Annotated in this window: 12 protein-coding genes; 1 reads left to right on the forward strand and 11 read right to left on the reverse strand. The window is 43.0% G+C overall.

The window, feature by feature from the left end:
- The 11 genes from CFE23_RS10240 to CFE23_RS10290 all read right to left on the reverse strand — a co-directional run.
- A partial coding sequence (locus tag CFE23_RS10240) for an MFS transporter (protein WP_291087439.1) occupies positions 1–587 on the reverse strand: 587 nt, incomplete at its 3' end.
- Positions 588–791: 204 nt separating this feature from the next.
- Complete coding sequence (locus CFE23_RS10245) at positions 792–2,555, reverse strand: family 43 glycosylhydrolase (RefSeq protein WP_291087441.1); 1,764 nt, start codon at positions 2,553–2,555, stop codon at positions 792–794.
- Between the two features lie 96 nt (positions 2,556–2,651).
- Positions 2,652–4,748, reverse strand: coding sequence for a glycoside hydrolase family 97 protein (locus CFE23_RS10250; RefSeq protein WP_291087443.1), 2,097 nt, complete (start codon positions 4,746–4,748; stop codon positions 2,652–2,654).
- A gap of 108 nt (positions 4,749–4,856) precedes the next feature.
- Positions 4,857–7,103: a beta-glucosidase BglX gene (bglX, locus tag CFE23_RS10255; RefSeq protein WP_291087446.1), complete on the reverse strand. Its 2,247-nt coding sequence runs from the start codon at positions 7,101–7,103 to the stop codon at positions 4,857–4,859.
- Between the two features lie 47 nt (positions 7,104–7,150).
- The gene (locus CFE23_RS10260; RefSeq protein ID WP_291087449.1) at positions 7,151–8,548 is read right to left on the reverse strand and encodes a glucoamylase family protein; all 1,398 of its coding nucleotides are present in this window, start codon (positions 8,546–8,548) and stop codon (positions 7,151–7,153) included.
- Between the two features lie 9 nt (positions 8,549–8,557).
- Positions 8,558–9,919 carry a glucoamylase family protein gene (locus CFE23_RS10265; protein ID WP_291087451.1) on the reverse strand — a complete coding sequence of 454 codons (1,362 nt, stop codon included), beginning with the start codon at positions 9,917–9,919 and terminating at the stop codon, positions 8,558–8,560.
- Between the two features lie 60 nt (positions 9,920–9,979).
- On the reverse strand, positions 9,980–11,404 hold the full coding sequence (locus CFE23_RS10270) for a RagB/SusD family nutrient uptake outer membrane protein (protein WP_291087454.1): 1,425 nt from the start codon (positions 11,402–11,404) through the stop codon (positions 9,980–9,982).
- Positions 11,405–11,410: 6 nt separating this feature from the next.
- Complete coding sequence (locus CFE23_RS10275; RefSeq protein WP_291087457.1) at positions 11,411–14,392, reverse strand: TonB-dependent receptor; 2,982 nt, start codon at positions 14,390–14,392, stop codon at positions 11,411–11,413.
- A gap of 234 nt (positions 14,393–14,626) precedes the next feature.
- Positions 14,627–17,371 (reverse strand): histidine kinase, encoded by a 2,745-nt coding sequence (locus CFE23_RS10280; RefSeq protein WP_291087461.1) that lies wholly within the window; start codon positions 17,369–17,371, stop codon positions 14,627–14,629.
- A gap of 113 nt (positions 17,372–17,484) precedes the next feature.
- On the reverse strand, positions 17,485–18,867 hold the full coding sequence (locus CFE23_RS10285) for a peptide-N-glycosidase F-related protein (RefSeq protein ID WP_291087464.1): 1,383 nt from the start codon (positions 18,865–18,867) through the stop codon (positions 17,485–17,487).
- Positions 18,868–18,934: 67 nt separating this feature from the next.
- On the reverse strand, positions 18,935–20,158 hold the full coding sequence (locus tag CFE23_RS10290) for an NAD(P)-dependent oxidoreductase (RefSeq protein WP_291087467.1): 1,224 nt from the start codon (positions 20,156–20,158) through the stop codon (positions 18,935–18,937).
- A gap of 297 nt (positions 20,159–20,455) precedes the next feature.
- On the opposite strand from CFE23_RS10290, the gene CFE23_RS10295 reads away from it, so the two are divergent.
- Positions 20,456–21,637: a serine hydrolase domain-containing protein gene (locus CFE23_RS10295; RefSeq protein WP_291087471.1), complete on the forward strand. Its 1,182-nt coding sequence runs from the start codon at positions 20,456–20,458 to the stop codon at positions 21,635–21,637.
- The last annotated feature ends 124 nt before the right edge of the window (positions 21,638–21,761 follow it).

Consider the following 21,761-nt stretch of genomic DNA (forward strand, 5'->3'; position numbering starts at 1 on the left):
AACGCGACTCCAAGGATCAGGTACGGAATCTTCACACTTTCAATGCTTGCAGTCACATTGTCTGAGCTGGCTGCACCGAAAATCGCAAAACTCACAATCAGCGGGCCGATCGTCGTTCCAAGGTTGTTGATACCACCTGCCGTAATGAGGCGCTGTGAACCGGTTGCAATCGGTCCCAAAGCAATCGCCAGCGGATTGGCCACTGTTTGTTGCAGCGAGAAACCCAATCCCACGATGAAAAGTCCCGATAACATTAGTTCAAACGAACCGTTATTTGCCGCAGGATAAAACAACAATGTACCCAAAGCAGAAATTCCGAGTCCGAGGGCAAGGCTGTTCTTATAGCCCAAACGGTTAATGATGTCTCCTTTTGTAAGGTGCGAAATCAGCATGTACAATAACGAACCAACGGTGTACGCCACGTAAAACGCAACGGAAACCAACTGGCTTTGTCCCTGCGTCAGGTCGAATGCCTTCTTAAAAACAGGGATAAGGATATCATTACTGGCAGCAACGAAACCCCAAAAGAAAAATACGGTTACCAGAGGGATAAACTGGCCCCATTTTGTCTGGACTTGTGAACTCATGTTTTGGTTTGGTTTTAAAAGTGATTAATAGCTGTTTGAATTCATAAAATGTTTTGGCATAATTTAAGATTATCACAAAAACTACGTCAATAATTTATAAATATCATTTTAAAAATGGTTTTCCACAAGGATAAGACCATTAAGTTATTAACGAAATCGATTGCAGGAGCGCATTTTTATGAAATATACAACGTTTGCGTAAACTTAAGGTGCCAATTTTGCCTCTGTTTTTGGTCCGATGCCATTATTGTTGAAAGCCTCAATCCTGAAATAATACGCTTCCGAACGGTCAGCTCCACTGAAATAATATTCTGTTTTGCCATACACCATGATCGAACCATACAACTTATCCGGCGACTTCCCGAAGTAAATCACATAGCCATCCGCCGATTGTTCCTGCTGCCATTTCATCCAGATGCTGCGGCGTTCGCCTTTCTTTTTGGCTTCAGCACGCAACGGTACAAAGTTTTGCACTTCACCGGGTACTTTCCCATTTCCTCTACCGAAAGCGCGAAAGCCTGATATTGCAAATTTACCCGTCGGCATACCCAGGTTTTCCAGTTTGAGGTAACGGCCGGTGGCAGGTGTCGTCAATTCGATGTAATCGTGCGGCACATCTTTGGTGTTTTTGCTTTTGTCAACAAGGACTTTCCAGCGTTTACCGTCCTCCGACACATAAATGATGTATTGGTGGCCTTTCGTGGTTTCCGGTTTGCCCATAAGCTCCACATCCTGGTCGGCATAGTTGATCTGTATCGCGTGGATCGTACTTTTCTCGCCCAAATCAGAAAGGAGCCATTCCCCTTTGTTGCCGGTTTTTGCAGACCAATATGTCTTCAGGTCCTCATCCACAGCTAGGTTAGACTGGTAGCCTCCTAAAGTAGACGACACCTGAACAGGCTTATTGTAATTCAGCAGCATCCATCCCGCGAAGCTGCCCGAAAGATGGTCTTTCTGCTCCGCAGGCAGGAAGGTTGGATAGTCGCCAAACGCGGTATTCGAATACAGAATCCCGTCTTTGTCAAAGCCTGCCGGCCAGATGCCAATCCGTCGTTCAAAGTTGTTTTTGGTACAGATGGCAATCGTTGAAACATGCCAGTAATCGTTATTGATATCCTGGTACGTACCACCATGCCCCGCGCCTCTTGCAAATCCTCCGGGCTTATACGAAAACGGATTGAAGGACTGGTAATTGAAAGGCCCCAACGGACTGTCGCCAACATATACGCCGTCCCCGTAACCACTGAACTCCGTGCCCGGTCCGCCATATTGCAGGTAATATTTTCCGTTGTGCTTGTTCATATACGCCCCTTCCATAAAAGGCTGTAAAAATACATTGTCATTGTATTCCCCGAAACGTTCCCAGCCATGCTCATCGTCGTTTAGGGCAATCAAATCATAGACTTCGCCTTCAGGCTGGAAGGTTTTGCGGTTGAGTTTGACACCATGCAGTGGATACACATTGCTCGACCCATAATATTCATACACTTGGTCATTTTCCTTATCCCAGAAAATGTAAGGATCCCATGCGCCAGCCTCAGACTTATGGACGAGTTCCTTCCAGTCATCTACTGATGGGTTGGTACTCATCCAGATTGGGAATTCTTTGGTGTGTGTCGACCCAACAACGACCATCGTATCATTCACAAACGACACCGACGGGGCACACAACTCGTCATACACCTTATGCTCCGGGCGCAGGAACTTCCTAGGGATAAACTTCCAGTCGAGCATGTCCTTACTGTGCCAATAACCCCATTGGTTCGTCGAAAACAGGTAATATTCACCTTTAAAAAACGTAATTACCGGATCGGCAGTAGCGCGGTGTTTACCCTGCGTGACGAAATTCGGGATAGGGCAATAACCGTAGTCAATGTTGATGGGGTTGCAATAAGTCTTTTGCTGTGCTTGCGTTTGCGCACTGAACAACAGATAAGTTGCAAAAAGGATAATGTGTTTTACTTTCATGTTATTAAATATAAAACCACTAAGGAATTAATTTCCATTAAGTCAATGCAGCGAAATAGACTTAATCCCTTAATGGTTGAAAACTTGTACCGTAAATTATTTTACAGGCTCAAAACTGACTGCAGTTCCGCCGCCGGGAGCCAGTACAAGATTGATTTTTGATTTCGAAGTAACTTCGACAGTCCTGATTTTGTAGGCCTTAGGATTCTTCTGCCAGTCCGCGTCATTGCCATCTTCATAAATTACAGCTTTATATTTCTGTCCTTTGGTCAGGAAGTCAAGGCTAATCGTTGATTTACGCGCGTTCTCATCCGTAATCGCACCGAGGAACCATTGCTCTGAATTCTTGGCTTTGCGCACAATCGTAAGGTAATCGCCTGGTTCTGCCTCAAGGTATTTGGATTCCTGCCAGTCGACAGCCACATCCTTTATAAATTGGAACGCATCCGGATACTTTTCATAGTTTTCAGGCAAATCGGCGGCCATCTGCAAAGGCGAATACATTGTGATGTACAATGCCAATTGTTTCGTTAAAGTCGTATGCACCTGCTCCGTTTTCTTCGCGTCATACACATTCATCTTGATTTCGAAGATTCCCGGTGTGTAATCCATCGGTCCACCCAACAACCTTGTAAACGGCAGGATGGTTTCATGCATCGGCGGGTTTCCGGTACTCCAGGCATTAAATTCGTTTCCACGCGCCGCTTCGGCAGCGATGTAATTCGGATACGTACGCCCGTAACCTGTAGGTCTCGACGACTCGTGTGAGTTCACCATAATCTTATAATCTGCCGCACGGCGCGCGACGAAATTGAAGTGGTTCACCATCGTTTGCCCATCGTGGAACTCACCGCGTGGGATAATTCTTCCCACATAACCGGATTTTACCGCGGGATAGCCATATTGCTTCATATTGTCAAAAGCGCGGTCCAGCCTTCTTTCATAATTCGCAACAGAACCTGAGGTTTCGTGGTGCATAATCATCTTTACGCCTTTGGATTTGGCATACTCCGTGATCGCTTTGATGTCAAAATCGGGATAAGGCGTCACAAAATCAAACACTTCTTCTTTCCAGTTCCCAAACCAATCTTCCCAGCCAACGTTCCAGCCTTCTACGAGCACACCATCAAAGCCATTTTTCGCGGCAAAGTCAATATATCGCATCGTGTTCGCGGTGGTTGCGCCGTGTTTCCCACTTGGGATAAGATCCTGTGTGGCGGCGTTTTGGGCATTCTGCGAGCCGGCGAAATCCCAGGTCGATTTACCCACATGCATTTCCCACCAGATGCCCACATATTTCATCGGTTTGATCCACGAAGTATCATCGATTTTAGAAGGATCATTCAGGTTCAGGATCATTTTCGACGAGACGATATCGCGTGCATCATCGCTGACCATAATGGTCCTCCAGGGCGAGACACAAGGCGCTTGCAGATAGGCTTTATCCCCGATGGCGTTCGGCACCAATTGCGCATTGAGCCTTAAGTTCTTCGTGTCCACATTCAGGTGCATCACCGGGTAATTGACCACCGCTGCTTCAAAAATGTTGAGATACAATTTGTCCTGTGACTTCATCATCAACGGCGATTGCACGACATAGCGTCCGCCGATGGTTTTGAGCGCAATACCATTGTTCAGGTTGAGTTTATCATTGTCGATTTCAGAAAGCCTTGATTCGTTGTATACATACTCCTGGCTGTCATAATCGCCGGGAATCCAGAATACCTTATGGTCACCGGTAAGATTGAACTGGGTTACCTCGTCGGAGATAATGAAATAATTCAGGTCCGTCTGGCGGGGGAAATCATAGCGGAAGGCAATGCCTTCATCAAAAACCCTGAAAATGATGTTGAGTTTGCGTCCTGTCTTTTGCTGGCGCAGTGCGACGGTCATTTCATTGTAATGGTTCACAATGGAAGACTGTTCGCCCAAAACCGGCTTCCACGATTCGTTGAAAGTGTTGTTTGCAAAACCATCCACGACGAAATCGGACGCAAGATCCGTTGTTTCCTTCAATTTCAGACCCATCAGGCTTTGGAGCACCACGGGCTTTGTTTTATAAGCTACCGTGTACGAAGGCTTTCCGTCTACAAGCTTAAAATCCAGCGAAATATTCTTCGACGGCGACTGCACATTTTGTGCAAAAAGGGTTCCTGCAAACAGCGTGAGGAAAAAGGTAAGGATTGGTTTCATAAGTCTTCTATTTTGATTTGATAAATGTAAAGAATTAAATTTCGTTGTTTAAAAAAACCCTTCCGCTTTTACGCCGAAGGGCTTTCAAAACAAAAACATGAAACTCAATTATTTAACTAACTCAAATTTTCCGTTTAACGTTGCATCCGAACTGCCACCAACAAAAATCTCGAAATCTCCGGCTTCAGCAGTGTTTTGCATGTCGATATTATAAAACTTCAGGTCGTCCGATGATAGCTCGAAGGTGACCGTTTTCTTTTCCCCTTTCTTCAGGTTTACTTTCTCAAATCCTTTGAGCTCACGCACCGGTCTTGTTACTGAACCGACAACGTCTTTTACATACAATTGTACGACCTCGTCTCCGGCATAATTCCCTGTATTTGTAACTTCCACTGAAATTTTAAGCTTTTCATTAAACTTCAGTTTTGCGGTTGACAACTTCAGGTTGCTGTAATCGAATTTGGTATAACTTAGTCCGTAACCGAAGGGATACAGCGGACTGTTGTCTGAATCGGTGTATCTTGATTTGTACTTTTGTTCCGAATCCGACTGTCCGAGATACGGGCGACCGGTATTTTTATGATTGTAGTAAACGGGGATCTGCCCTACACTTCTCGGGAATGAAATCGGAAGTTTACCATTCGGGTTGTTATCGCCAAACAGCGTCTGCGCAATGGCATCACCGCCGCGCGTCCCGGACCACCACGTTTCGAGAATGGCATCGATATTCTCATCTTCCCACGAAAGCGTCAGCGGCCTTCCGTTCATCAATACCAAAACGATTGGTTTGCCCAACCCCCTCAATTGCATCAAAAATTCCTTTTGCATGCCTGGAAGATCGATATTGGTTTGTGAACCTGCTTCACCACTTTGGTTTTCACGCTCACCCATAACGGCCACAATAACATCGGCTTTTAAAGCATTGGCATAAGCCGCTTTCATCATGTTCGATTTGTTGCCTGACAGTTCAACACCCGCATCAAAAGTAACTTTGGCATTCGCACCCAACAAGTTCATCACGCCTTCCTTAACGCTTACAGCACGTCCATCGCGTTCTCCTAGCGCTGCCCATGAACCGATAATGTTGTACTCGTCACTGGCTAAAGGTCCAACAAAAGCGATTTTCATGTCTTTTTTCAAAGGCAATACGTTGTTCTTATTTTTGAGCAACACCATCGACTTTTTGGCCACATCCAGCGCGGCTTCCAGAAAATCAGGCTTGTACGTGTTTTCTTTTTCGCGTGCTTCATCAAAATAGCGATAAGGATCCTCGAATAGTCCCAAGTCATACTTGACATCCAAAACCCTTTTGCAGGCATCGTTAATCACTTCAATCGAAACTTTTCCTTCATCGTATGATTTCTTTAGGGTGTTCATAAACGTACCACCGACCATGTCCATGTCCATTCCGGCATTCAATGCAAGCTGGGCGGCATCCTGGTCGTCTTTTGCAAAACCGTGTGCAATCATTTCATTCACACCCGTGTAATCCGAAACGACCATGCCATCAAACTTCCACTCCTCTTTAAGCACATCGCGAAGCAGGTGTTTATTGCCAGTAGATGGTACTCCGGAAATTTCATTAAACGAAGCCATAAAGGTTTTCACACCTGCATCGACCGCCGCATGAAACGGTGGCAGGTAGGTATCGCGAAGTACCCGTTCAGACATGTCTGTGGTATTGTAATCCCGTCCGGCTTCCGCAGCACCATAAGCCGCAAAGTGTTTGGCACAGGCAAGAATCGTATTATTTTTGGAAAGGTCATCGCCCTGGAAGCCGCGTACATTAGCCGCAGCGAGTTTAGACCCGAGGTAAACATCTTCGCCAGAACCTTCTGAAACACGTCCCCATCTCGGATCCCGTGCAATGTCGACCATTGGTGCAAAAGTCCAGTGAATGCCGCCGGCAGAGGCCTCGACAGCTGCAACACGAGCCGCCTTTTCAACGGCAGCTGGATCAAATGAAGATGCCATTCCAAGGTTAATCGGGAAAATCGTTTTGTAACCATGAATCACGTCATGTCCGAAAAGCAACGGAATTTTGAGCCTTGAATTTTCAACTGCCAATTTCTGTATCATGCGGTTGTTGGCGGCACCGGTTGCATTCAGTACCGAACCCACTTTGCCCTGTTGAATCCTTGTAATATAGTTATCGCCGCTCTTTCGACCGGTTACGGTACCATCGGATGAAAACTGTACCAGTTGGTATATCTTTTCCTCCACGGTCATTTTTGACATCAGGTCGGCAACAAACTCAGCCTTTGGCTTAATTTTCACCGATTTGTCATCGTTTTTCTTTTGTCCGTAACCCGATGCCAGCGTTAGCATCGATAAAAGTAATAATCTTCTTCTCATGTGTAGTGCTTAATGTATGTTGTGCCTTTCGGCAGAAATGGTTCTTCTTAAAAGCTGTATTTACCGGAATGAAAACCGAGTTTTAATAGACCCTGTTTTACTTCGGGCGCATTCATAAATAATTTCCAAAGCAGTCCCGAACGGTAATTTTCAATCATGACGACCATTGGGCCCTGATCAATCGCCAGGTATTGTTTTGCGGATGCTTTGGCCGTGCAGCTGTGTGCATCATAAAACCCCGCCACGCCCCACAATTCCTCATTGTAATTTTGGTAGAAGTTGCGCATAGCCGCTATTGATTCCTGTGGGGTATACACTATCGAACTAATCGCCGCTGTGGGTGAAATCACTCCCTGGTCATTGTTTGGCATATGTGCATTGTATCCAATTCTCTTCTTTGAATCATAGCCGATCGTTCCTTCTGAATTAATCGAATAAGAAGCGGTCAATCCCCAATAATCGGGGCCGTAACACTTAAACTTCTTTGGGTTTTTAACGCAGTATTCGTAATCAATTTTCACCTGGTTCGTGTTCATTTTCCAGTAATCTGCATATCGATCAGACAATTCGTGCGGATCGAGACCGGCGTAGCTGTAATGCGTCCAAAACAGCGGGCCTCCAAACTCCTCGGCACCATTGTGTTTTAGATACAGTGGCAGGCCAAACTTTTGGTTCTTCGTCACAATTTTCCCAGCCCGGCCCCAACAGTCATGATACACTGATGAATTGATGCCATGGTCTGGTGAAGCGCTTGCCAAAACATACGCAATGAGGCATTCATTATATCCTTCGAGTGGAAAATTCATGGCCCATGCATAATTTGGTGACCAATGCCAATAAAGCTTCTGCTCCTTATTGGTATACCAGTTGAAATCTACTCCTTTCCAAAGAACGTCATATTTTTGTGCGAGTGACTTTTCGGCTGCATCTCCATTTTTGAAATATTCCCTTACACAGATAAGGCCTTCGCAGAGGAACGACGTTTCTACAATATCCCCTCCGTTATCCTTCTGCCCGAAAGGAATTACCTTTCCGGTCTCGCCATGGAGCCAATGCGGCCAGGCACCATGAAACCTATCTGCCATAGCGAGAAAATCTGCAATTTTATCCAGCCTTTCGATTCCCGCTTCCTTTGTGATGTATCCCTGATTCATTGCGGCGATTATGGACATGATCCCGAAACCGGAACCACCCACCGCTACAATATGCGCATCATTTTCAGGATAGTTACCATCAGGAAAAAACCTTTCCCGGGCCATGCCTGAATGAGGTTCTGCGTACTCCCAGAAATATTTGAACGTTTGTTTTTCCACAAGATCGACCAACTGGCCGTCTGTAAGTTGGTTTGCCGATTCGTTTTTTGATGTTTGATCTGCTTTTGAAGTGTCGGTTTTACAACCGATCGTTAAAATTAAAAAGCACACTGATGTAACGATTTTCTTCATTTAGCAATATTAAAATCCATATTTACCCGAGTGGAATCCAAGGTTGATTAATCCCTGCTGTACTTCCGGGGCATTCATAAAAAGGTTCCATAATAAGCCGGAACGATAATTTTCGAGCATCACGACCTGTGGTCCCTGATCAATCGCAAGATAGCGCCGGGCACTCCAATTGTATTGGATGCTGTGCGCGTCATAAAATCCAGCGACACCCCAGGATTGTGTTTTATAATTTTCGTATAAATTATGCATTAGTTTAAGCGATTCCTCCGGTAAATATACTACTGAGCTTACACCAGCGGTGGGCGAAACCACCCCTTTGTCATTACCTGGCATGTGTGCGGTATACCCTACAGTTCCATCGCTGTTTCTGGTGTATGAAGCAGTCAGCCCCCAATAGTTTGGACCATAACCAGTATGTCCATTTGGATTCGCTACAGCGTAAAGGTATTGCGACTTATTGTGGTTAAAATTGACGTCCCAATAGTTCGCATAAGTATCTGATAACTGGTGGGGATCCAGCCCAAGGTAAGAATAATGCGACCAAAACAATGGCCCTCCGCTGGACTCTGCACCGTTATGCTTAAATATCAGAGGCAGTCCGTAATACGATATCCCAGACGCTATCGCACCGCTCCTGGCCCAGCCTTCGTGATAAGGTGCGGCGGTTATCGGATGCGTCGGTGATGCTGCCGCCATAACATAGGTAATCAGGCACTCATTATAACCTTCCAATTTAAAATTCATTTGCCAATCGTATTCAGGAGACCAATGCCAGTACAATACGTTTTGATTGTTCCGGTACCAATCCCAGTCTACGCCTTTCCAAAGAGCATCATACCTTTGTGCCAAGGCTTGTTCCTCGGCAGTCCCGTTTTTAAAATATTCCCTGATGGTAATCATTCCCGCTGTCAGGAAAGAAGTTTCCACCAAGTCGCCTCCGTTGTCTTTCGTTCCAAACGGAATGACGTGTCCGTCGAGGCCATTAATCCAGTGCGGCCACGCACCGTGAAACCGATCAGCGCTTTCGAGAAAACCGGCAATTTTATTCAACCTTGTAATTCCTTCTGCCCTGCTGACATATCCGCGGTCAATTCCTGCGACAAGCGCCATAAGCCCGAAACCGGACCCTCCGGTCGTTACGATATTCTGATCGTTTGAAGGATCATCAATATGGTAGCGCTCGCGGGCCATTCCCGAGTTTGTTTCGGCAAAATCCCAAAAATATTTGAACGTCTGTTTCTCCACCAAGTCCAGTAAAGCGGCGTCGGAAAGTGGTGTCTCCGGTGTTGGGTTTTCTACAGCGTTTGATGAATCACTTGTACTCCCACACGAAGAAAACAACAATAATAATATGAAAGCGTAGTAATTCATGTAGTTTTCATAAAAATAAGCCTTATCCCAAATAATGGGATAAGGCTACTTAATCTAAAATTAATAATTTGGATTTTGCACCAATACGTTATTACTCAAAGTAATAGATTCCTGTGGAATAGGAAACAATTCGTTCTTTCCAGCTACGAAGCCCTTAGGTCCGAAAACTTCTGCGCCACGTCCCTGACGTACCACATCCCAGAAACGATCGCCTTCCATAGCCAACTCTGATCTTCTTTCCCTCCAGATTGCATTCTTGATTGCCAACTGATCAGCAGAAACGAAATCCGGTAATCCAGCGCGATTTCTAACTCTGTTAAGCGATGCTAAGGCCTGAGTAGTATTTCCTGTCTCATTAGCGGCTTCTGCATTCATCAACAATACTTCGGCAAAACGCATTACCCTGATGTTTTGCTCTGATCCTTCAGAACATCCGGCACCAATCTGAGAAGACGGAACATACGATTTCTGGCTATACCGCGGATTATCGCCGTCAGGCTGTATGAAATCACCTTCAGGTGTTGTTTCTCCCCTGAAAATGATTGTAGCATCACGACGCAAATCGCCTACTTCGTAAGAAGCCGCCAAATTGTCAGAAGGCACATCAAAGCCCCATCCATATTGCCCTCTAACACCACGAGTCTGAGAATACTGAGAGTTTGATAGGTCACAATTTCCTGACACGAAAGTTGCCTGAACTTCAAAAACAGACTCAATGCTATTCTCGTTAGCGATTCGGAAAACACTATTATAATCCGGCAATAGATCGTACCCCATTCCCATCACCTCGTTGGTCAAAGCCAATGTTTGTGCCCAGTTCTCCTGGTACATGTAAGTTTTCGCCAGGAATGCTTTCGCCGCTCCCGCTGTAGCGCGTCCTTTATCGGTTGCTCCGTATGAAGTTGGAAGGTTTTCAGCGGCAAACTGGAGGTCAGCCTGAATGAAATCATATACTTCCTGCACCGTATTTCTTGGCTTATTGTAGTTCTTATCAGACGGAAGGCCATCAAAAATTGGAACACCTCCAAATGTACGCACCAGATTGAAGTAGTGGTGTGCCCTCAAAAACCTGGCTTCGGCTATCAATCTTGTTTTCAGGGCCTCGTCCATCGTAATGCCGGGAATGTTGGTAATTGATTGATTGGTAAGATTTATACCGAACCATTGGCCTGACCAATAGTCATTGATGATAAATGCAGATGGTGTGTACGTGAACAAATCAATATCTGTAAAAAAAGAAGCGTCGCCGGTCGAACTTCCTTTGTCAGCATCATCTGTCGAAATAGAGAGGATCATTGGGGCAAATGCCGCCAATCGCCAAGCCCTAAGGTTGGAATAAATCGCGTTCACAGACGCCACTGCATCATCCGATGTCTGGAAAAAGTTTTCAGTGGGAAGTACATCTTCCTTGCCTATTGCCAGATAATCGTCGTTACATGAACCCAGCAATACTACTGAGGTCATTAATAATAAGATCTTTTTCATTTACAATTAAAAGTTTAAGTTAATACCGAAGCTATATATTCCTGATAAAGGATACACATTGTTATCTATTCCAGAATCAGATATCGACTGTTTACCAAGCTCTGGTGAAAATCCGTTATAGTTGAATGATGTAAAAGGATTTTGGGCGCTGATATAAAATCTAACCCTATCCAGTTTTGCTTTACTCAGCAATGATGATGGCAATGTATAGCCGATCTGAATGTTACGCACTCTGAAATAATCTCCTTTTTCAACGTAAAAAGAGCTTGGTCTTGAGGAAGTCTGGTCGGAATTTGCCACTGGATATGTGTTTGAAGAATTGGTAGGGGTCCAGCTGTTATCCGCAAAATCCTGATCCCAGTTTTCGTTTCCAAATCGGGCATTTCGGTTGAAATTATAAATTTCATTACCAGCTACTCCCTGAAAGTCTACTGACAGATCGATATTTGAGTAATTCATTGAGAAACCAAATCCATAAACCAATTCAGGTATTGGACTTCCGAGGAATGTTTTATCCTGGTCATCAATAGCTCCGTTTCCGTCAAGATCTTTAAACTCTAAAGCTCCTGTTGTTTGATTAACGCCTTCCACTTCAAAACCGTAGTAAGACCCGACATCCTGACCTTGTTCCCATCTTTTGATTGGGTTTCCAAAAAGGCCTGGTCCGGTGTTAAAGAACGAACCTCCTAAAACCTCGGTAATTTCATTGTCGATCGTAGTAACATTTCCATAGATGGCATATGAGAATTTCTCACTGGTTTTATCACTCCAGTTTGCGGTGAATTCAAATCCCTTATTTACAAAAGAACCTGCATTTGTAAAGACCCGGGTTCCTAACCCTGACAATGGAGGAATCGTAATATCGAATACGGCATCTTTGGTTTCCCTGTTGTAATAACCCGCTTCAAGTGATAGCCTGTTTTTTAAAATTCTTGCTTCAACACCAAAATCTGTTTCTTCAACGATTTCCCAATTAATTGTTGGATCGACTAATTGTGTTACTGATACGGCGTTCGCCAATGTTGAAGGTGTTCCAAAAAATGCTCCAGGCTGGCTCGATGCTACTTCATCGAATTGTCTTGGCACCGTAGCATTTCCTAATTTACCCCAACTTGCTTTAAGTTTTAGAAAATCAACACCTGAATTATTCATAAAGCTCTCTTTACTAACAACCCAGCCGAGACCCACTGAAGGGAAAGTCGCTGAACGTTGGTCTCCAGAGAAGTTATATGCTGATGACCCGTCTCTTCTTACAGTCGCGTTTAAAAGATACTTATCATCAAATGCATATTGGAATCTTCCAAAATAGGACTGCAGTCTAGACTTATTGCCTTCCTCTCCATCTGGGAATTCGATTGTTACAGGAGTTCCAAGATTTAAATATAAAGTTGAGTCATCGCCGTTGAACGGAACATCCTGCGCAGATCCACGCAATGCAAGACTTCTATCCTGCTGGCGGCTATATCCTGCCAATACAGTGATTCGATTCTTACCAATTTCCTTAGTCCAATTAAGAGTGTTCTCCCAAAGAATGCTCTCAAATGTATCGTGCCTATTCGTTAGCTTGCTTGGGTTTACAATTCCAGTTCCAAGTCCCGTATTCTCTGCTGTATACTGGTAGTTGTCAACACTCGTATAATCTCTGGAATAATTCATTTTATATGTAAGACCTTTAATGATGTCATACTCGGCGAAACCGGACATCAATGTTCTCGTCCCTTTTGTTTTGCCACGGAAAATGTCCAATGTGTAACGTGGATTGATGTTTCCGGCAGTACCTAAAGTCGATTGTGTACCATAACTTCCGTCGGCATTAAGAACGGGCACGACCGGAAGCGCGACCCTTGCCTGATAGAAAGGGCTGGCCGCATCGTTTGAGTCAAATTTATAGTAAGCCATATTCACACCAACCCTGAATTTTGAAGTAACGTCATAGATTCCGTTAAATCTTGCCGTTACCCGCTTATAATCATCTCCTGAACTAACACCTTTATTGGCATCTAAAATACCTTCCTGAGTAAAGTAGCCCAAGCCTACAGAATATCTGGTCTTTTCGGAAGCACCTGTCATTCCTACGTTGTGCGATTGCGTAAATGATGATTTTTTCAAGATTTCATCATACCAATCCGTATCAACTCCATTAAAATCGGCCAAAGCAATTTGATCCGCAGGATTTGTATTTCCTTCAAAGATCAGCTTTTGATTATACAACCTTACATAATCTTCTGATCCAGCTAAATCCAGCACATTTGTCGGTTTTGAAAATCCAACATTCGTATCATACGAAAATTTAATTTTTTCTTCTCCTCCTTTTCTACCAAGTTTTGTAGTAATTACGATTACGCCGTTAGCTGCACGAAGACCGTAAATCGCGGCACTCGAAGCGTCTTTTAGGACACTCATGCTTTCTACGTCACTCGGATTCAGGTACGTAATATTATTTGTCAACACACCATCAACAACGTAAAGGACATCTGTCCCTGCAATACTTCCCAAACCACGGATGGAAATACCAGGTGCATCGCCCGGTTTTCCTGAGTTGTTTATCACAACACCGGCAACTTTACCCTGAATAGAACTGATTGCATTGGCGTTGGGTCTATCCCTCAGCTCTTTTTCGGAAACAACCGCAATTGATCCAGTGACATCAGCTTTGCGCTGCGTGCCATACCCGATAACAACCACTTCAGAGAGATCTGTAGTTGATGGCTTCATAGACACCGACATTCCTGCGAGCGCAGAAACCGAAATTGTCTGGTAGCCCACAAACGAGAATTGCAGTTGGTCTCCCGGTTTTGCTGCAATTGAGAAATTACCGTCCATATCGGTAATCGAACCTGTCGTTGAAGATACTAAAGTAACACCCACGCCAGGCATAGACATTCCATTTTCGTCTACCACCTTTCCCGAGATATTCTGGGCAGATACCCAGGATGGAAGGAAAAGCAGAGAAAGGAGCGCCAAAGGGCTAAAAATAAAATTTCTCATGTATTAATTTGTTAAAGTTAGTAATGCCAAATTAAGCAATTACATCGTTTGAGTACGTTAATGTGTATTACTACACAATTACATCAAACATTAAGAAATCTTTAAGAAATGAGGAATTTCAAGGGAAAACGAGTGGTAAGAAAACGTTTTCGAGAAGTAGTTGATGTAGTATTGATGTATTCGAATTTCGTAAAAAGCGTGTTGCAAAAATGAGAATATGACAAAGATGTCACACTAAATCGTAAGCATGAATTTGTTAAGGCTGTCGTCCTGTGTTAAATTTAATTTCTTTCTAAGACGGTATCGATGAAGTTCCACGCCCCGGAATGATATATTCATCATCGGAGCGATTTCTTTGGAAGACAAATTCATTTTTAGGTAAACGCACAACCGCACATCTTTTGAGGTAAGACTAGGGAACTTCCGGGTAAGGTTTATAATAAATTCGTTGTGTATCTGGTTCAGATTGGTCTCAAAAGCTTCCCACTCGTGCTTATTCAGTGCATTGATTTTGATAACCTTCCTGATTTCATTTTTTAGCTTCCCGATTTCGTTCTCGCTTTCAAGCAAGTTCTGGATATTTTCAATCATTTCGCTCTGCTTCGCAATTGAGAGTGATTTGCCGGCCACCTCGCTCGACTTAGACTGTACCTCCAATTCCAGAATATGCTTCTCATATTCCTGGACATTGAGTTCATTTTCGGCCTTTAGTTCTAACTCCAGAATTTTTTGCTGGTGCTTCAATTCTTCTTCTTTTAATTCCAATTTCTGAATATACCGGAACTTATTCCAACGGTAATACAGGAAAAAACTCCCCGAGATAATTAAAATATAGACCAGAATCATCCAAAACGAAAAATACCACGGGCTGTTGACTTCGAAATTAAACTTCTTTACCATGATGTATTCCTTGCCGTTGAAGAAATAAAAATCCACCCGCTGATCTCCACTGTGCAGATTGTTTAAGGTAAGTTGACCTTTGATAACCCTCTCAAAATCGCCACCGCCGTTAAGTTTGTAAAATAAATCCTGACGGTTGTAACCATAATTTCCCGGAACTACGTCAATTTCTACGGATTGGTTATAGGCTACTTCAGTATCTTCGGTGATTAGATTTCCCTGATAAAATCCTTCTACTTTCACTTCATTTGCCTGATGATCAGACTTTCCAAGTTCGTAGGAAATAAATCCGTCATCTAAATTTAACAGAATGGTATTCCCTACCTTAAAAGCCTTTGAACTTTCGTAAATCAGCTTGCCTTCATAGTATTTTTCAGGGATCAACTCCCAGATAAATTCGTTATTGACTTGTGAAATTACATACAGCAGCCCCGCGTTGACTACGATGAAATTATCATCATCAATGGGTAAAATATCAGAAATGTTTTTGAAAGCCTTATTGAAAATGCTATCTCGAACCAATTTTTCTGAAATCGGATTAAAAGTGTACCAAATCTTATCAACTAAAAACAAGATTTCATTTTTGTACACAAATATTTTTACCCCAAAATCATTTTTGATACCATTTTTTTGCGAAACATTCGTTATTTCTGTGGTATTGAAATTTTTGTCATATTTGATCCGATAAAGGCTCCGATAATTGTCTGCAGCCCAAATTTCATTCGGGCGGTTTTGCGCGATAGTCCTTATTGGCTTCCTTAAATTCGGAAGCAATTGGAATTTCGAAAAATCATTTGCGTCCCTGTACAAAGCTATTCCTGAATAATTTGGCTGAAAATATACGTGGTCAAATTCACTTTTGTACATGCTCCAACCGCCGTTCACTCCATTTACCCTGGTAAGCTGATTTCCGTCATAAATAAAAGTGCCGTCATTGTGGCCAATTACATATTTGCTTCCGATTTTATAAATATCCCATACCTGCCCCTGTGAATTTGGGACTGATTGTAACTTTTTGTTCTTGTAAATGAAAACGCTGTGATTCGTAACAAACAGGTATCCATCATCAATCGTGGAAATTCCATAAACCGAGCCCAGGATTCCAAGATTGTCGGAAAAAACGTTTACCGATGAGTTAATTTCCACGTGGGCAATCCCATTGTCGAGTCCGAGCCACAAATCGTTCTCCTTATCGACCATAATGGAAAGCACAGCGTTATTCTTGATTGCATTTTCCCTATTAAAATTTTTGTATGTGCCATTTTTCAGATCGACCACATACAGACCCTGGAGGCCAGTGCCGATAGCAAGTGTACTGTCATTTACGAATTTGGCAGTAACAATAACTTCTTGTTTGAGTTTCTCATTTAAAGCATTTTGCCAAGCCTTGATTTCGCTCTCGTCGGCTACATAAACCCCATTTGTTTTAGTGAATATATAAATCCTGTCGTTCCGTTTTTCAATGTTATGGATTACATTATGATCTATCCCCGACCAATTCGCTTTTTTTATAAATTCACTTCCGTTCATGACATAAATTCCCTGTCTGACAGAAGCCACGTATACTTTCCCATCAATGAGATAGCAATAGGAAATCTGGAATGGAAACCGAATCTTCTCTACCTTTCCATCGTTGTAAATAAATATTTCGTTGAACGACTGGAAATAAATCCTGTTATTAAATTTAAATATCTTCCAGATTTCCTCATTGTCAGAATTCCCCTTAAATAAATCTTTTCTGATCAGCGATTTATATTTCATCTTCCCAGAAATGCGCTGCCAGTAACCGAACTCCTTATAGGAACCGGTATACACCCTGTCGCCGTCTGCAAATACCGACCGAATTACCGTTTTGTTTGGCAAGGTGTATTTTTCCCATTTTACCCCGTTGTAGCGAAGAAAATAATGGTTATTTGCAAAATAAATGGCTTTGTCCTTTCCTTGAGCAATATTCCAGTTCTGATTGTCTCCGCCATACTCACTTTTCGTAAAATTTTCAACGAAAGGAAGCAATTCCTGTGCCTGAAGGACATTGCCCAAAAACAATAGTAGTGTAAAACTGAGTATTACGCGCTTCACTTTTATTAAAGATTTTACCAAATATAATTACATTTTCATTTCAGCAGGTCAATAAATACAAAATTCCGGCCTGATCCATCTTCAAGCCGGAATTATTCTGTATTATCCGATGTTTAGTTCTTTATTACCTGTTTCGTTGCCGTTCCGCCATCTGCGAATAAGACTTTAACCATGTAAACTCCGTTGGGAATTGCATTCAGGATGATTGGGTTTCCAGCGTTGCTTCTTAAAATTTCCTGCCCAAGTACATTATAAATTAATGTACCAGTGATTTCAGAATCGGATTGGATGTTAACCTCGTTATTGGATGGATTGGGAAACAAACTGAATGTATTCCGCGATGATTCAATCGTATTCAAAGGCGTAGCCAAGGTACCCTGAAAATATAATGAAACAGGAATGTACCCCTGTTGGTCAACAAATTGCGCGTCTGGAACGGTAATCTTAAAGGAATGCGGACCCGCGGCCAGATTCCCAAGGCTGATCTGCCTGATTGGGATGACATCGCCGGGGCACCAGTTACTAAAAGACTGCCACTCCGCATTTGTCCTTGGCGTAGCACCGTAAATCCCATTTGCCTGTGTATTGTACATCCGAAATGGCTCACAGGTTGGGCTACCGGGTCGGTAAACCGATACCTGCGAATTGTCGAGGTAAATATAATGGTAACGCCGGTTATACTCTTCGCCACCAGCGTTCGCGCCATGATTTGAGGTAATCAGGTAGAAACTGGCATCGCTGACTGTCGTTGGAAGATTAAAATTAATCGTACGTACTGTTTGTCCAATTACATCCGTTCCTGAAGCAGAATAGTTATTGAGGTCTTTTTTAAATGATAAAGGCAAAATGTAATTGATCCCATCTGTATCGATAATGTCGGTTTCCGAAACGAACTCCAGTGTGCCGAAAAATACGTCATTTCTCCCGGCGCAGCCCGAAATCTGGGTTTGCGCAGCATACGGCACACCAAATATTTCAAGCTCTACCCAAATGTCATAAATTGCGGTAATGGATGGATCTTTAAAAATTCTGGCTGCGTTTGATACATTGAAAGTATACGGAACCTGGTTCGGCGAAACATTTTTATTCATAAAGGGTGTAATGAAACGACCCAATTCGATCCTTTGCACGTCATTTGGCGAATAAGTTGTTGCGCCTTTTGGGACGAAAGCCAGGTTTACGTTTCCAATTCGATCATAATTATCGCACGATGCCTTTACAGTAACGTTCATGATCAGTTGCGGGCCAAATGCCTGCAGCTGTTCATCTGTTAATTTTCGCGCATATAAATCGTTGCGGTGTCTGATAACGTCTGCTGGCGGTGGTGGGGCTGTGACCGTCGCAGCATAGCCATCATAAAACAGGACTTGGTCGAAAACGGTTAGTGTGTATACCGTCAACGGTTTTGAATTTAGTGGGTCAGGCAACCCGGAAGTGCTTTTTGCATTTGCGTTGCAAAAAATAATACCCAGCAATAAAAGTAATGTTTGTTTCATAGAAGTATTGTATTAGTAGCCGCTAAATATAATCATAAACTGCGTAATACAAATAAAAAATCCCAGCTTAAACTGGGATTTTTTCTAACTCGTAACCATTTATATAGTCCTGAAGATACCTAAACCGCTCTGTGAGTTCGCCGTTCTCAGTAATTTTTGCACGTTGTAAAATACCGTCTTTATCGCCATTAAAAAAAGCGGGGACGACGTGTTTCATAAACATTTCACCAAATCCCTCACTGGCATCCTTTGGTAGTTCACATGGAAGATTATCGACAGCCATCACTACGATTGCAGCGGGATGAAAAACATCAACCTCTTCATTTTTTGAAGGATGGTACCCGTATAATGGGTCTGCAATCGTTGATGCTTTGATCGTTGATTCGATAGGTCCATCAACGTCACAGGAAATATCTGCCACCACTTTGATTTTATTATCAGGTGCACACAACATTTCGCGCGTCAGAATCACTGGTGCGTCGTTGCCGTAAAAATGCCCCGCCATAAATATATCGGAAACTTTTGTGAATCTTTCAAAATTAGAAACATACACTTCCGGGTTCTCATAAAAATCCTGTTTGCTTCCTTCGTTTCCATCAATACGCTTGTTGTAATCCATGACGTCAATTTGCGTATACACGGGACAATCATAGGCCTTATTAAGATAATCATCTACAGACACTTCTTTAATTTTCATGGCATCCAGAATCTCCTTGGCGCCATTACCCACTTTGCCGTGCCCGGTCAGTACTATTTTAATTGGTGGAAGTACCAGGCGCTTCAGCCTTTGTACCAAATCCTCCTTGTGCGCCAAAGTTTCCGCTTTTGGCAAACTAAAAAGCTCAAATTTTATCCCAAAAGCCCGAATTCCGTTATAGGCTCCGACAATACCCGCGTAACGTCCAAAACCAATTAACCTTTTGAAATTCTTATCGACAATGGTTTCATGATCATACAAATCGATTTTCTTCTCGAGTACCGCCTGAAGCAACTTCCTGTTGTGCGGCTGTTTCTTAATGGTATGAGAAAAGAAAAAGTACTTTTTACCGGGGATCAATGCATCGACAGGAACTTCCTTTACGCCAAAAAGCACATCACAGTCAGTCATATCCACCGCTACTTCAAGTCCGGCACGGGTATATTCCTGATCACTAAAGATTCTGATATCAGAACTTTCCACTTTGATTTCAGCATCCGGATGTTCTTTTTTAAGGCGTACAAGTTCTTCGGGGGTAAATACAACCCTTCTATCGGGTGGATTTTTTCTTTCTTTAATAATTCCGAATTTCATATTGCAATTTTAAAAATCAAGCGTATAATCCTGACTTTTCATTAATTATTTTTAAAATCACTTAAAAATTAACTTAATTGTTAAGTGATTGTGATATTTTCACGTAATGAATATATTTTGTTACAAATATAACATTAAAAATATGGCACTCAAATCATTTTTAAAAAAAATAATGCTCAATTTTTTGAGGTTTAAGGCATTAATATAATTGTCTTAAATTTATCACAACTATTGCTTAAAAGCGCAATTGAAAACCACTGATTATTTTATATTTGTCTCCCTATATATATACTAAAAATGATTTGGTTGCGCGCTACGGCAGTATTTACATTACTTTCTTTTTTCCTCTTTCTTGCATCATGCAAAGATAAAACCCCGGAGCAAAATCTGGCGGACGGCTATACGAAAGACAATCCTTTTAGTGTAGCTATGCCAAAAGTAAGCAAGTCTTACAAAGAAGATAAGAAACAAAAGGTCGAGGCTTTTTTTAAAAAGAATTGGGGAGACCGGATGAATGGAAGTTTCCTTGTTGCAAAAAATGGCCAGATCATTTACGAAAATTATGACGGCTATTCCAGCATTGAGAAAAAGCTTGACATCACGGCAACTACACCGATTCATATCGCGTCTATGAGTAAGGTGCTCACGGCGGCATTGGTATTGCGGCTGATTGACGGTGGAAAGCTTGATCTTGACCAGGATGTGAGTACGATTTTATCGCCATTTCCCTACCCAAATATTACGATTCAGGATTTGCTTGACCACCGCAGTGGCCTGCCCAATTATGCGTATTTTTGTGACGAGAAAGGGGTTTGGGACCATTCGAAAACCCTGATGAACCAGGACGTGCTAAACCTGATGAACGAACACCATTTTCCGCAACAGTTTCCCAGCGGCCGCCGGTTCGCCTACTGCAATACCAACTATGCCATGCTTGCGCTGGTCATTGAGAAAATTACCGGCATGACCTATCCGGAGGCGATGAAAAAAATGCTGTTTGAACCTTTGCATATGAGCAATACCTTTGTTTTTAATATTGTGGATAAGGACGAGGTAAGCCAAACTTACAAAGGCAACATGAGGCTGGCGTTTGACCATTTGGATGGTACATATGGTGATAAGAACATTTATTCTACGCCCAGGGATTTGCTTAAATTTGACATGGCGACGTATTCCCCGAACTTCCTCAGCGCGGGACTTGTAAAAAAAGTATACCAGGGTTACAGCTATGAGCATAAGGGCACCCGGAATTACGGCTTGGGCATTCGGATGTATGAATGGCCTACCGGACAGAAGATGTACTACCACAATGGCTGGTGGCACGGAAATACTTCCTCCTACATCAAACTGAAAAAAGATACGGTAACGATCATTGCCATATCCAATAAATATACCAAATCAACATATCAGGCATGGAAACTGGCCCCATCTTTTGGGGATTATCCGTTTAAGATGGACAAGGGCGAGGGAGAAGAGTAGCTATCCGTGGGCGGTCGCAGCGGGCAGTGGGTTCAGGCTGAACGTCCACGATAACGACTTCCCCCGCATTTTACAGCGTACAGTTGACAGCTTACAGTTTACAGCCTACAGTTTACAGTAGCAA

Origin of the sequence: Flavobacterium sp. BFFFF1 (assembly GCF_002256285.1) — a bacterium.
Taxonomy (GTDB): Bacteria; Bacteroidota; Bacteroidia; order Flavobacteriales; family Flavobacteriaceae; genus Flavobacterium.